General features: G+C 35.0%; 15 protein-coding genes. 5 read left to right on the forward strand and 10 right to left on the reverse strand.

The genetic code is table 11. The features are described 5' to 3' along the window. Positions 1 to 136: 136 nt before the first annotated feature. From ACQKP0_RS02850 to ACQKP0_RS02870, 5 genes are all read right to left on the reverse strand, one after another. Positions 137 to 703 (reverse strand): YkoP family protein, encoded by a 567-nt coding sequence (locus ACQKP0_RS02850; RefSeq protein ID WP_427404291.1) that lies wholly within the window; start codon positions 701 to 703, stop codon positions 137 to 139. A gap of 185 nt (positions 704 to 888) precedes the next feature. Then, entirely contained in the window at positions 889 to 1,764 is an 876-nt protein-coding gene (locus ACQKP0_RS02855; protein ID WP_427404292.1) for a GNAT family N-acetyltransferase, read from the reverse strand. Beyond that, a complete protein-coding gene (locus ACQKP0_RS02860) occupies positions 1,754 to 2,104 on the reverse strand; it encodes an SCP2 sterol-binding domain-containing protein (protein ID WP_427404293.1) in 351 nt (116 codons plus the stop codon). Before ACQKP0_RS02860 ends, ACQKP0_RS02855 begins: the two co-directional genes overlap by 11 nt. 239 nt (positions 2,105 to 2,343) lie before the next feature. Then, a complete protein-coding gene (locus tag ACQKP0_RS02865; RefSeq protein WP_427404294.1) occupies positions 2,344 to 3,552 on the reverse strand; it encodes an MFS transporter in 1,209 nt (402 codons plus the stop codon). Positions 3,553 to 3,640: 88 nt separating this feature from the next. Further along, complete coding sequence (locus tag ACQKP0_RS02870) at positions 3,641 to 4,219, reverse strand: metalloregulator ArsR/SmtB family transcription factor (protein WP_427404295.1); 579 nt, start codon at positions 4,217 to 4,219, stop codon at positions 3,641 to 3,643. A gap of 197 nt (positions 4,220 to 4,416) precedes the next feature. Between ACQKP0_RS02870 and ACQKP0_RS02875 the strand changes: the two genes are divergently transcribed. Together ACQKP0_RS02875 and ACQKP0_RS02880 are read left to right on the forward strand one after the other, a co-directional pair. After that, a complete protein-coding gene (locus tag ACQKP0_RS02875) occupies positions 4,417 to 4,779 on the forward strand; it encodes a hypothetical protein (protein ID WP_427404296.1) in 363 nt (120 codons plus the stop codon). A 347-nt stretch (positions 4,780 to 5,126) separates the two neighbouring features. Continuing rightward, a complete protein-coding gene (locus ACQKP0_RS02880; RefSeq protein ID WP_427404297.1) occupies positions 5,127 to 6,053 on the forward strand; it encodes a nuclease-related domain-containing protein in 927 nt (308 codons plus the stop codon). Positions 6,054 to 6,696: 643 nt separating this feature from the next. Here ACQKP0_RS02880 and ACQKP0_RS02885 read toward each other — a convergent pair. Continuing rightward, a complete protein-coding gene (locus tag ACQKP0_RS02885; protein WP_427404298.1) occupies positions 6,697 to 7,788 on the reverse strand; it encodes a citrate synthase/methylcitrate synthase in 1,092 nt (363 codons plus the stop codon). Positions 7,789 to 7,898: 110 nt separating this feature from the next. Between ACQKP0_RS02885 and ACQKP0_RS02890 the strand changes: the two genes are divergently transcribed. Continuing rightward, positions 7,899 to 8,777, forward strand: a complete 879-nt coding sequence (locus ACQKP0_RS02890; RefSeq protein ID WP_427404299.1) for a LysR family transcriptional regulator — start codon at positions 7,899 to 7,901, stop codon at positions 8,775 to 8,777. 13 nt (positions 8,778 to 8,790) lie between these two features. Here ACQKP0_RS02890 and ACQKP0_RS02895 read toward each other — a convergent pair whose 3' ends face one another. Beyond that, on the reverse strand, positions 8,791 to 9,321 hold the full coding sequence (locus ACQKP0_RS02895) for a GNAT family N-acetyltransferase (RefSeq protein ID WP_427404300.1): 531 nt from the start codon (positions 9,319 to 9,321) through the stop codon (positions 8,791 to 8,793). A gap of 261 nt (positions 9,322 to 9,582) precedes the next feature. Between ACQKP0_RS02895 and ACQKP0_RS02900 the strand changes: the two genes are divergently transcribed. Continuing rightward, positions 9,583 to 9,780 (forward strand): hypothetical protein, encoded by a 198-nt coding sequence (locus tag ACQKP0_RS02900; RefSeq protein WP_427404301.1) that lies wholly within the window; start codon positions 9,583 to 9,585, stop codon positions 9,778 to 9,780. A gap of 124 nt (positions 9,781 to 9,904) precedes the next feature. On the opposite strand, the gene ACQKP0_RS02905 is transcribed toward ACQKP0_RS02900, so the two are convergent. From ACQKP0_RS02905 to ACQKP0_RS02915, 3 genes are read right to left on the reverse strand one after another with little or no spacing between them, the layout of a single operon-like run. Further along, the gene (locus ACQKP0_RS02905) at positions 9,905 to 10,942 is read right to left on the reverse strand and encodes a sensor histidine kinase (protein ID WP_427404302.1); all 1,038 of its coding nucleotides are present in this window, start codon (positions 10,940 to 10,942) and stop codon (positions 9,905 to 9,907) included. Next, complete coding sequence (locus ACQKP0_RS02910) at positions 10,939 to 11,613, reverse strand: response regulator (protein ID WP_427404303.1); 675 nt, start codon at positions 11,611 to 11,613, stop codon at positions 10,939 to 10,941. The genes ACQKP0_RS02905 and ACQKP0_RS02910 overlap by 4 nt, the downstream gene beginning before the upstream one ends. A 19-nt stretch (positions 11,614 to 11,632) precedes the next feature. After that, positions 11,633 to 13,384: an ABC transporter ATP-binding protein gene (locus ACQKP0_RS02915; protein WP_427404304.1), complete on the reverse strand. Its 1,752-nt coding sequence runs from the start codon at positions 13,382 to 13,384 to the stop codon at positions 11,633 to 11,635. Between the two features lie 260 nt (positions 13,385 to 13,644). On the opposite strand from ACQKP0_RS02915, the gene ACQKP0_RS02920 reads away from it, so the two are divergent. Continuing rightward, entirely contained in the window at positions 13,645 to 14,103 is a 459-nt protein-coding gene (locus ACQKP0_RS02920; RefSeq protein ID WP_427404305.1) for a hypothetical protein, read from the forward strand. Positions 14,104 to 14,225: the final 122 nt, after the last annotated feature.

Raw genomic sequence — 14,225 nt, forward strand, 5'->3', positions numbered from 1 at the left:
GTTATAAAACATAACATACGATCTTATTTGTTATATATTTTAGAGGAGTTTTTATTAATGTCAATAAATATTCATAAATTTTTATTTTCATGTTATGAAATATAACATGAAATTTAGCCCAAAAAAAAGAGGAGGATTAAACCCCCAAATATTTTTCAAATAGCTGTGATTTTGACATAAAAAGATAAGTTGGTTTTTGATTTTTAATTCTGCGGAAGGAAAGCGATGTTGTAGAGAGAAGAAATATAGGCATTTGCGTAATTCTTTTAAACTGAGTGTATATCCCACTTTCTGGATACATTTGCTCAAATCCCAGCTTCTTTACACCTTTGTTAAGCATGGTAATGCCTATAACGCCTTTAATATTGTCAGCTCTTTTATGATCTTCGATAAACTTCGCTAATAAGGGCATCGATTGTTCAACCATTTTATAAATAGCTCTTGTACGCTGTACAGGGTGGTTTATTGAAATCACTTCCCTTAAAATACGGACATTGTGTAAATGGATTTTCAATAAACAGTCGTTTTTCGTAATCAATGTCCCATCCGTTAACAAAAAGTCTTTCCCCTTATATTTTGTAAGCTTCACTCGAAAGATAGCCTTCTTATTATGAAAAGAACCAATATATTTAAGACGTCTTATTAGATGATAAAATGGATCGATAAAAGTCCATATGGAAATAATAGAATATCGTATAAACAAATTATGATATCCCCTTTCAAATAACTCATCTTGTTTAGGATAAACATTTTATATAAATTTAACTCACGAAGGAATAAGGAAATAACATAATACCCTTATGAATAAAATCCCCCTGCTTCACATAAGTTGAAAGAGGAGGAATAAGCTGATACTCGTTCTTATTATTTTTTCCAATACAAGGTTTATTATTTCGCATAATAAATAACTTCATGCTTATTAATAAAACCGGCACTCATATATAGTTTTAAGGCTTTTTCATTGTCGGCATCAACACAAAGTTGAATTTCGTTAATTTGGAACTTATAAAATAATTGGTTTAGCGCCGCTTTAATTAAATTCCTTCCAATACCTTTTTTTCTATGGTCAGGTGATACACCGATGAATTCAATACTGCCTTCTTTATATTCCGGATTAGCTTCAAAGTAAACATAGCCTTGTAATTGTCCATTATTATTTGCTACAATCACTTTTCTTTGATCATTTAAACGATTAAGAATGGTGCTTCCATCATAATATGTCTCCGGAAACAATTGCTGATGCAGGAGTATAAATGATTGATATAGATCTGGGGATATCTCTTGAAGGTGTAGGTTTTGGCAATCATTTTGATGGAATGGTTTTGCACATAATATATTATGGTTTCCCCCTTTGACAAAACCAAGCTGTTTCATAAATCTAGCAGCATGCTGATTATTTTTATTGTAGAAGCCATGAAAACGAACCACCTTAATGGACATTCGTCTTAATAATTCACTCCACATGCCCTGAGCAACCTCATCCCAATTGCTACATTTAATAAAGGGTCCCCATATTTCTGCTTCCTTCGATTCTTTATCTACATCCAAACCAAGAACTCCTATTAACTCGTTATTATCATATGCACCTATTATCGACTCCCGTTTGGGTAAATCAGAAAAATGGTTTTGAAGTGTATATAGGATTTCCTTCCATTGATCTCCACAATAACCAACATGGTGACGAGTATGGCTATTATACTCAGCAATGAAGATTGCTGCAGCAGTTAGATCGGAAATGGGCTGCAAAGATATATTAGAGCTCATATTTTCCCAATAAGTTTTCTAATTTTAAGGCAAGGCCCAAACTTCCTTGTACCTTTAATTTCCCCATAATAAAGGCAGCAGCACTATTCATATTCCCTTGTAAAAACTCTTTGAAATCTGACCCCTTCATTTGCAATGTGCACTTTGGTTCAAGGAAATTCTCCCGCAGTATTTCAGCCGTACCATTTGCAAATACTAATTGATAAGTACCGCCATCGTCACCTAATAAGTCAAATTGATAAATCGCATTTAATTCTTTAAAAGGATTAGGATTATCATTCAACATCTTTTCTATGTCCTGCCATAGCTGATCAATCGTTAAATTAGTTATGTCATTCATTTTTATCAGTCTCCTATTATTTGCTCTTTTCTAGTAATTTGTTACGTTTGAATCAAGATTGACATTAGGATATACAAAATATACGATATTGTAACAAACGTCAAGAAAACAACTTTTTATATGAGGAAGGCTTTAAATTCAGTTAATCTACCGGACATACCCATTATATTACAATCGTTTCTGAATAGTCTAATTATATTTTGCATAAAAGTACCATAAAGATGGAATTTCACCTAATTTTATTCATTAGCTGGATACCTAGATTTTTTTATTGTGAAGGTAAAAATAAGAAAAAGAGATACAAAGATAAAAGAGATTCCGCCAATAAAACCTAATAATCGTGGTTCAATAAACTCTAATGCACTTCCAGCTAAAAACATAGAAATTCCAAGCATAGTATTAGAAATGGTAGCTAAGAGGCCAAACATACTACCCTGATGTTCATCAGAAATTTCATTCATTAAAACCGTATCGAAGCAGGCATTTCCAATCCCTGCCACAAAAGCAGTAAAGCAAAAAATAACAAAAGCAAGTATCGGAAAATGGGTCTTACTCAACAAAATTAATAATACTCCCTCCAGCATTAAGGAGATCAGCCCTGTCGAGAGATAATGCTTTTTTAGTCTGTTTGCGACAGAAAAGCTGGTAATGAGACCAATACCGAGTGCTCCGTAAAATAGACCTACACCGAAATCACCGAGTTTATATATTTCCACAGCATATACACTAATAAGTACATTATCGATTCCGTTTATCATAGGTATTAAAAACTCACATAATAATATTATTTGTAAAGGTACCGACATCATTATTATTTTTTTCAAAGCTGAAAACCGAACAGGTTCATGGTGTTGATTCGTTTCATTTTCCTTCTTTTCCGGAAATGTAATCGTAGATATCAGCCATCCTGCAGCCAAAAAGGATATTCCATTAAGCCAAAAGGTCATGTTCGGTCCAAATAAATACGACACAACTCCACCCGAAAAAGCACCACCTACTAGAACGATACCAACCATTACTTGTTCCAAACTGTTCACTTTAAGAAGATGTTTTTTTTGAACGAGACGAGGAATCGATGCTTTTCTAGTGGGTGCATAAATCGCTTCCCCTACTGCCAGCACAAAGGAGCTTACATAAACAATCCAAATATCCTCCTTACTATTCACAAGCAGAAATGACAACGCAAATAAAATCCTCGCTAAATCTGTAGTTACTAGAATCCCTTTTCTCGAAAAGCGATCTGCTAGCCTCCCTCCTATTGGCGCGAAAATCAAAAAGGGTAACAGCCGCAGCGCCATCGTTATCCCAACTGCAAAACCCGACCCAGTGATTTGTAATAACATAGCAAGAACCGCTACTTGACTAAAACGATCGCCCATTCCATTAATCATACCCGCTAAAAACAATTTCTTATACTGCTTATTTTCTTTTAAAAATGAAAATACCATCCCATTCACCTACTTTTATATAGATCTAATTAAATAATTATCTAATTAGTTTCGCAAAAAAATATGGATAAAAATAGCCATATTTTTTCTAACGTAACCACCACAGTTCAGGTGGATTCATTTCATATTGATTGTTGTCTCGATACATGAATTGGCACATAATCAATTCTCGTCTTAATGTTGCATAATCCTCATGATATTGTTTCAAATATTCGTTTACTTCTTTTTCAGGATACACCTTTCCAAACTCAAAACCTTTTACAATATGTGCGAGCACAACAAGTTTTTTCTTACGCTGTGCAGGAATGTTTTTCAGCTTCCCATCCCTTGTAATGAAATTATTAATGATACTTGCTCGTTCTTCTTCAGTAACCGACATTTCCATATTCGTTCCCCCTCGTATACCTACAGACAGAATCGCCTTCGCACTGCCCTCAAGGATTTTTTCATTTAACGAAAAATAAATGGTGTTTTTATCACGTCGCTCTTTAATTAAACCAACCTCCCTAAGCTTTGCTATATGGTGTGTAATGGTTGGCGGCTTCAGACCAAGCTTGCCAGCAATAGCTTGCCCGTGAAGCGGCCCTTGCTGCAACAACGCAATAATTCGAACCCGAGTTAAATCCCCTAACGCTTTATGGAATTCAACAATTTTGCTCATTTGCATAGTGAACACCTCTGATTTAATAGATATCTAATTAGATATTAATCGAATTTATTTTAAGATGCAAGATTTTTTTGAAAATACTTTCTAAAAGAAGGATTTAAGTATGTAGAATGGAACTTTTAAGTATGATTAAGGGGATTCTGGGGTGAAGCTTTGCTTTTAGGCTATAAAGGTCGAATACAATAGGGGAATATCGGTTGAAAATATTTAAAGTTACCACTGGAGTCATTATTTTAATTCTATCGATTTATGCTTTAATCTCAAAAGATTTTGAGATACTGAGGTTTCCCTTTATTCAATATATTGTAGGTGTAGTGCTTGTGATGATATTTGTAGCAGGAATTTCCGAAATACTAGGAAAAAGAAAGCGAGTATTTGTTGGTCTATTCTATATTATTGTGTTTACATTTATACTTCATGTTTCAATCCAAGCCCCTATGTGGCCGAAGTCAATTAAAGAAATAGTACCATTTTTAGTTATAATTTTTGCGTTTGGATTTCCCATTACTATCGTTTATATGGTTGTTAGCCGATTCAAAAATAAAAATTTGTTACGATGAATTGAAAATTTCGGCATAGGAAAAGTAAACCCGTACTACTTAAATGCAGTACGGGCTTTTATCTATATATAAAAATGCGGGGGGACGCATTGAAATATCCAATTAATTTTCTTTTACTTTTTTCAAAATACTCTTCCTGATATGAAAACTCTTCTTAAATTACTTACAATATATTGACGAATATAACTTTCAAAAGGTTTCATCTTTTCTTCAATTCTGCCGAGGATTTTACAAATTACGCCCGAAAATAAAGCCTGTACATATTTGAATATTAAATATTGTAAATATAAATAATATTTCATAGAATTAAATAGAGTTACTAAAAATTCAGATGAAGGATGTGGGATATGATTATTAAACGTCGTTTCGAATCATTAGAATTAAAGATTTTAAGATGCTTAAATATGCGAATGAATTTGTCAGCGAAGGAAGCAAGTTACCTATTAACCCTTGTAAAAGGGTTTAAAGGTGAGCAAAAGTTTGACGAATGGTTAGAGGACCTTTCAGGGGATTGGCTTATTTTAAATGATTTATTGATTGAAATGAATAATAATGTATTTCAAATCGATAGTGTATTAATATCTCAAAAAACAACTTACCTTATTGACGTAAAAAATTATGAAGGTGATTTTTATATCGACGCTGACAAATGGTATACATTATCAGGAACTGAAATAAAAAATCCGCTTCTTCAGCTAAAACGAAGTGAATCCTTGTTCCGACAATTACTCCAGGATCTTAGATTTCACTCTTCGATCGAAGCTTACCTTATTTTCGTTAACCCCGATTTTTATTTATATCAAGCCCCAAGGAATCTACCTATTATTTTCCCATCACAGATCAATCGCTTTTTGAATAAAATAAATATGAGATCATTTCCATTAAAAGATAAACACTCTAAATTTGCACAACAATTAATAGACTATCATTTACAAGAATCACCTTACATGAAGATACCTGATTATCATTATGACCAACTTGAAAAAGGTATAACTTGTGCATTCTGCCATTCCTTTGTTTCAATCTTTAACAGAGACATATTATTATGTCATAAATGTGGTGCCAAAGAAGAAATCACAGCTGCAGTAATACGAAGCGTAGAGGAAATAAAAATGCTTTTTCCTGATAAAAAAATTACCACAAATACAGTTCATAAATGGTGTAGAATTATTAATTCTAAGAAAACGATACAAAGGATTTTATCAAGAAACTTTAATATTATGGGACACGGTAAGTCTTCTTTTTATGTTGATATTCAAGGGAAAAATAATTAAGAATATATGAACCTTATCGATAGGTCCTTTAAAGTAGCATTCTTTCGATTCTTTTGAAGACCGATGTGGCCCTTTGGAGCGGGAGACTGGTTTCATCTGAGCATATTGACGACCGTTGATGCTGGTTTTATTCGGGAACGGGCTTCATTCGGGCCCTTTGACGACCGTTGATGCTATTTTTATCCGGGAACGGGCTTCATACCGGCGCTTTGATAACCGTTGATGCACTTTTACACCGGGAACGGGCTTCATCCGGGCTCTTTGACGACCGTTGATGCTGGTTTACACCGGGAACGGGCTTCATTCGAGCGCTTTGACGACCGTTGATGCTGGTTTACACCGGGAACGGGCTTCATTCGGGCCCTTTGACGACCGTTGATGCACTTTTATCCGGGAACGGGCTTCATACCGGCGCTTTGATAACCGTTGATGCACTTTTACACCGGGAACGGGCTTTCATCCGAAGACTTTGATGACCGTTGATGCCTTTTTTCACCTAAATAAAAAGCCATACTACATAAGGTATGTATGGCTCATTAAAATTAATTGAAAATAAGCCTTTCTACTTAGGTTTCTTACGCTGTGAAAAATACTCTAGTTTTAAAATCCTTTTATTAAAATCGTTCAAAAACAAAGCTTTAAATTAAAAATCAGGAAGCTGACCAATATACTGAGATTCCGGGCGGAAAAGTACGTTTCTTTCTGCCTGTTCTAACACATGTGCAGTCCAGCCAACGATTCGGCTTGCTGTAAAGGTTGGTGTGAATAGATCATCCTCCATATTGATTGAACGCATGACGGCTGCTGCAAAAAATTCTACATTTGTGTACAGATTACGGCCTGGTTTATATTCTTCTAAAAGCCGAATGGCTGTTTGTTCTACATGTAAGGCTAATGCTAGCCATGGATCATCTTGACCGACCTCTAATGCTTTTTCTCTTAAAGCTAGTGCTCTAGGATCTTTTGTTTTATATACCCTGTGCCCGAAGCCCATCAATCGTTCGCCTTTTTCAAGTTTCGCTCTTAACCATTTTTCCGCATATTCCTTTTTTCCAATCTCGTTCAGCATTTTTGTTACATCTGATGGGGCACCGCCATGAAGTGGCCCTTTCATTGTTCCAATAGCTGAAGTAATTGCGGAAACCATATCTGATTCTGTCGAGACCGTCACTCTTGCAGAAAATGTCGAAGCATTCATTCCATGTTCTAATGTTAAAATCATATAGGTTTCAAGTGCTTTTACATGGACCTTGGATGGTTTTTCACCTGTTAACATATATAAATAATTTTCTACATGACCATACTGTTCATTAGGCTTTACTGGCGGCAATCCAGATGCTTTTCGTTTCCAATAGGCGATAATGGTTGGAATAACTGCAGTTAACTGAATGGCTTCATCAATCGTAGGCTTCCATTTAAACCCTGAATCTCCCATACTTGAGATGACTGTTCTTATTACACTCATTAATTCCATATCATTTGGTAAATGATGAATAATCGATTGGATATTTTCCGGAAGTACTCGATTTGCTTTTAATTTTTTATCAAGATCCTTCACTTCATCTCCAGTAGGTAGTACTCCATACCAAAGAAAATAAGCAGCCTCTTCAAAGGTGTATTTTAATGCAATCTCCCTTGCTTCATGCCCTCTGTATACTAAATGACCTTTTTGCCCATCAATATAGCTTATTGCAGTTTCAGCAGCAATGACTCCCTTTAGCCCGTGTTGAATCATGGTATGTTCCTCCCTTATTTTGTTATTTATATTATAGATGCTATAATTAATTAAAAAAATTAAATATTTTTAATTAATTTAATTAATCATCTTAATTAGAGGTGAGGAATGTGGATTTCAAGTGGCTACATACCTTTATAACAGCTGCTAAACATGAGAATTTCCGTAAAACTGCAGAGGAGCTTTTTATTTCACAGCCAACAGTTACTGTACAAATTAAGCTTCTTGAAGAAGAAATTGGGAGTCCTTTATTTGAAAGGGACGGTAGAAAGGTAATCATAACGGAGGCAGGGAGAAGGTTTTTACCGATTGCTCGAAATATGCTTAGCATGTATGAAGAAGGGATGGCTGATTTAAATCGATTTCGTCAGGGGTTTTCACAAAAGCTGGCATTGGCAATGTCACCTTTAATTGCAGAGTCAATCATGCCTTATGTTTTAAAACGTTTTATGCTCATGCATCCTGAAATTGAAATTTCCGTTCAAGTACTTGATTCCGTGCAGATTTCAGAAAAAGTTTTATCAGGAGAGGTTGATATAGGGCTTTCACGGTCGCAAACAAAGAATTCGGATCTTATTTGTCGCCCTTTATATGAAGATCCAGTCATTCTAGTCGTCCCTCATGATGGAAGAGACAGCGAAACAGCCCCGCCGCTTGACGCAGAAGAGCTGTTATCTAATCACTATTTAATTACACATAATCATCCAGAATACTGGGATAGTTTATTACAATCTTTACATCCAAAATTCCCATCATTAAAAACAATGGCTGTTTCACAAGTTCATGTGACGAGACGCTTCATCATCGAAGGCCTGGGTATATCCTTTTTACCTTCCTCTACTGTACGCCGCGAATTGTTAGAAGGTAGATTACTAGAAGCTCCTTGCCCTTTTATAAATATGCCTATTGCCAAAACATATGCCATTTTAAAATATGAGCATGCAAAGGAAACTCAATTTCTACAGTTTTTATCACAATTCCGATTTTAAAAGTATGGGGATTTTATGCCCCTACTTCCTTTTTGTAGCGGCGGTTGAATTTTTCTTTTGTCATTGCTGCAAGGAATACTTTTTCATCAGAATAAACTTTCTCAAATCCTAAATTAAGTAAAGCCTTTTGACCGACTGTATTATCTATGGCGATTGAATCCCTCATAATCTCGCCGTTCCAGACATTAAAATAGTAATCTAACAAAAGTTTAGTAGCTTCTGATGCATAGCCCTTTCCACGTTCCGGATTCGCTATTTTAATATTAAATTCAGCGGTTTTCGCTATTTTATCGTATTTATGAAAGCTAACCTCTCCAACAGGCTTATTCTCTTTATTGAAAATTAAACAGTAAAAATGCTTTCCATTACTTGGACTAACCATAATTTCATACCAACGTTTTTTGTCCTCTTCGCGAAAATTAATGGGTCCTCCTGTTGCCTTCATCGTTTCCTCATCAGCCCATAGCCATTTTACATATTCCAATTCTTCATAGCTTGGCTTTCTAAGTGAAACATTCTTTCCTCTTAAGGTAAATTGGTTCATGGTGATCCCTCGCAATTCCAAAAAAGTTATTATTTAAATTATACTATATTTTCCGAAAAATTACTTCAGATTAATGTTACCGCTTTCAGGTTTTTGAGAGTAAAATTATTTTTTTTCGATAATTTGTCAAAAAGAAAATGGCTTTGTGTTAAAAATAAGCTTGATAAATTTATTCTAAGTGTTGATTTTTTGATAATTCAGAATTAAAATACTGTTAAATGGATATACCTAAGATATGCTGTAAACTTAAGGAGGAATTCTATGAAGACTGTTGTCTTTTTAATTTTTGCTGCAGTGTATTTATTTGTCTATTTTAAATTATTAGGGCTATTAGTTAACACTTTCGATATATATTCGCCTACCTCGAATGTTCTTAGTATTTTTATTACACTAATAGTAATTATTCCTTTATCTTTAATATCCTCAAAAGAAACGATTAAGTTTGTAAAAAAAACATAATTCTCTGTACTTCCAACTCTAATGATGCATTTCCTATATTATGAAATACGCTCTGAAGATTAATTTAAAAAAATACACCTCAAAAGCCTTCTCCTTTGAGGTGTATTTTATTCATTAAATCTGTTTATGACAATGGCAAAGAGATCGTAAACTCAGTTCCTTTTCCCTCTTCACTGTCCACAAATACAGTACCTTTATGCATTTCAACAATTTTTTTGACTATGGATAAACCTAAGCCGCTGCCACCCTTTGATCGTTCTCGTGCTTTATCCGCTTTATAAAATCGTTCAAATATATGCACTTGATCTTCTTTCGAAATTCCTATTCCATTGTCCATAATTTTTACAATTGCTTTGTCATCAACTTGCTGTAGTTGGACGCGGATTCTTCCAAAGTTCGGGGTGAATTTGATACTATTATGAATCAAATTAGTCCACACTTGGCTCATAAGGTCTTCATCTCCAACGATGGCTATCTTCTCAAGTGATACATCTATTTCCAAACTTTTTTCAACCCACTGTGGTTCACAGGCTAAAATAATGTTTCTAATCTGCTTATCCAAATGAAAGTTTTTTCTCTCAAACGGATGATTCGTCGATTCTAGTGACGTAAGCTTCAAGAGATTATCATTTAATTTCGATAATCTTTTGCTTTCCGTTTCAATAATACCAAGATAGTGGGCTCTTTCTTCCTGACTAAGCTGATCATATTGAAGTACTCGCGCAAATCCGCTGATAGAGGTAAGCGGAGATTGAATTTCATGGGAAACATTTGAAATGAACTCCTGGCGCATGTCTTCCATTTCCTTTAATTGCTTGGCCATATCGTTAATATGATCAATTAATGTGGTAAAAGGATCTTCTCTTTTCAGCGTTTCCAAGCGTACATTAAAGTCGCCTTTTGCAATTCTTCTCAAAGCATCAATGACTTCTTGAAAAAGATTCCGTTGCTTCGAACGAATGATGATTGAAAAGATAAAAGCTACTCCACCCAGAATAAAAAATCCTATTACTGTAGTTACTAAATGCTGTATATAATCAGTTGTACGAAAACCGAATAAGTGAAATAAATAAGATACAATAAAGTAAGCTGCTGAAAAACTAACGGTGACCATCATAAAAAATATGAGTATGCCATATACGTGTCGTATGAATCTCTTCATGCTTTTACCTCAAGCCGATAGCCTAATCCCCTGATAGTTTGAATCCGGAAAGGGAATTTTGTATCTGAAAAACGTTCTCGCAATCTTTTTATATGAACATCCACGGTTCGTTCGTCCCCTTCATAATCGTATCCCCATATATCTTCAATAAGATGATCTCTAGAAAAGGTTTTTCCGGGATGGCTCGCTAGTTTAAACAAAAGTTCAAATTCTTTAAGAGGTATCGTGAAGTCCTTTTTGCCAAATGAAATTTCATGCGTCTTTCTGTTTAACTTGAAGTCTTCTATTTCAATTGTTTGCGAAACAGTAATGTTATACCTTTTTAATATAGCCTTTACTCGTGCCACTAGCTCAATCGGCTCAAAAGGCTTTACAAGATAATCATCCGCTCCAAGCTCAAAACCTTTAACTTTTTGTGCGGTTTCACCTTTTGCGGTCAGCATCAAAATAGGAATGTCGCTGTATTCTCTAATCTCCCGACACAACTGCCAGCCATCCATATTCGGCATCATAATATCGATGATGACAAGATCCATCTTCACCTTTTCCATTAAGTGCATGGCTTTTATTCCATCTGAAGCTTCATACAGCTCGAACCCCTCCTTTTTTAAAAAAAGGAGGACAAGCTCTCGAATATGGGAATCATCATCGACCATTAACAGCTTAGTCATTTATTCACATTCCTTTCCCCTAAATTACTGCTACTTTCAGTCTTAATTGCTGCTCAGCAAACTCACGATACAAGGAATGAGTTTCTAAAAGCTCTTCATGTGTACCTCTTCCTGTAATTTTCCCCTTTTCAAAAAATAGAATTTGATCTGCATCAATAACCGTTGATAAGCGGTGTGCAATAATCAGTGTGGTTCGACCCTTCATTAAGTTTTGCAATGCTTCTTGGACAACTAGCTCAGACTTACTATCCAGGCTTGAGGTCGCTTCATCAAGCATTAATATTTTTGGATCTCTTAAAAATGCACGTGCAATAGCAATTCTTTGCCTTTGTCCCCCGGATAACTTAATACCTCTTTCTCCAACCTCTGTATCAAATCCTTTCGGAAGCTCTAAAATAAATTGATCAGCGTAAGCCATTTTCGCTACACGATATAAATCGGCTTCATCTACTTTCCTATCGATTCCATAGCAGATATTATCTCGAATGGTTCCAGCAACAATCGGACTTTCCTGTGAAACATAACCAATTTGGCTTCTCCAGGATAGCAGCGAAAATTGATCAATTGGCTCTTCCCCTAGTCGAATCGTTCCTTGTTGTGGTTGATAAAATCGTTCCAACAAAGAGAATAGTGTCGTTTTTCCGCTCCCACTAGGACCTACAATTGCAGTAACCTTACCGGAATCTACCGAGAAGCTGATATCTTTAAGTACATCTTCCCCTTTTTTATAAGAAAATGTTAAATGGTTTACTTTTATGGATTGGTTAATATTTTGTACATTTTGACTAGATTCATTATCTTCTTGATCAGTTTCAATGATTGAAATGATTCTTTCAGTTGCTCCAGTTGCCTTTTGAAATTGAGTGAAAAATGTTGTTAATTGCCCTAAAGGCATGATAATTTGAAACAGATACATAATAAATGCAACTAAATCTCCTGCTGTTAACTCCCCTGAGGATACCCTCATTCCACCGTAACCTAGAATAGCGACAAGTAATACCATGATGATTAAACCCATTAAAGGAGCAATTAATGCTTGGATCTTTGCCTCTTTTAACCCATATTTAAACAATTGGGTAATTCCTTTTTTCCCATTCTTATATTCAATGGTTTCTGCATTCGACGCTTTAACTAATCGTACTTCCGATAATACTTGCTGAATAACCGAAGTGAACTGTGCTGTCTCATCTTGCATTCCTTTTGATACCTGATGCATTTTTCTGCCTAATGGTACTAAAATTATAAATGACAGTGGAATCGCAATAAACATCAATAAAGTCATTTTCCAATCTAATATAAGTAAAACGATGATTGAGCCTATAATGGAAATAATCCCTGTTAAGAAGCTGGAAAGATGTTCTGTAATTAATCCTTTTACTACTGACGTATCATTCGTCAATCTACTGACTGTCTCACCTGTTTGATGCTCATCATAATAGGACACAGGTAATACGAGAAGCTTTTTCCACAATCGATCCCTTATCCCCGCCACAACCGACTGCCCGATATGATTTAATACATAAATCGATATTCCGCTGGCTAATGCTTGAATGATCATTGCCGAAACGAGTAGAATGATTTTTCCTGTTCCCAACGAACTTAGTGAAAAATCATTAATAAGATTTTTCGTAAACAAAGGAACGCATAATCCTACTATAGTTGTACCTACACTTAATATTAAAGCTATGCAAAGAAGCAATTTTGATGGCTTCGTCTGTTGAACCAATTGAATAAATTGCTTCCAGCCTTTTTGCTTTTTTATCCCTTCCATTTATATTCATCCTTTCAATAGCTAAGCATTTTTTATCACTATACAATGGTTTTATGAACTGAATATGAATTTGTATGGTTTTAGGCCATTTATATAAGAATTGCCCAACGGTGTACACGTTCAGGTAGTTATACTACGTATAGTACTGCTTGCAGAATCAAAAGAGTAATTTTAACAAAAAGACAAAATATTTTCATTTGCAAAAGCATGAAGAATATTAGAAAATAAGGAAAACATTATTTTGTAGAGGAAGACAAAAGATGACAGAAGCAAAAGGAATCATTTCAGAAGAAATACATAAAAAACTAGCTATTCAATGTTTTAATCAGGTATGGGATCTGTTAGAAAAAACAGAGAGGTCACAAACGGATGATGATACGATGATTCATAAAGCACATGCATCCCGCTATCATTGGGGAATTGTCGGTGCGCCTGTCAATTTTTCGAGAGGTGAATGGCAAATTTCAAGGGTCTATTCTGTTCTAAAAAGACCAGAGCCTGCCATTTTTCATGCGAAACGAAATTTAGAGATTTGTCTTGAGCATGGTATTGAAGATTTCGATTTAGCTTTTGCATTTGAGGCTTTAGCCCGTGCCCATCAAGTTGCAGGAAACAAAAATGAAGTCAACCATTATAAGGATCTCGCTCTAGAAGCAAGTAAAAACATAAAAAAAGAAGGAGATCGGAATCACTTTTTAAATGATTTAAATACAATCTAGAAATATTTGGAAGTTTCAATAAACATCCAAGGCAATGATCCAGGGAAAAGGTATTTCCTAACCAACAAATACCACTGCTCAGGATAAAACTCCATAAAAGAAAAAGACCAAACATAAAAATT

The sequence above is a fragment of the Heyndrickxia sp. NPDC080065 genome (assembly GCF_050281185.1).
GTDB lineage: Bacteria > Bacillota > Bacilli > Bacillales > Bacillaceae_C > Heyndrickxia.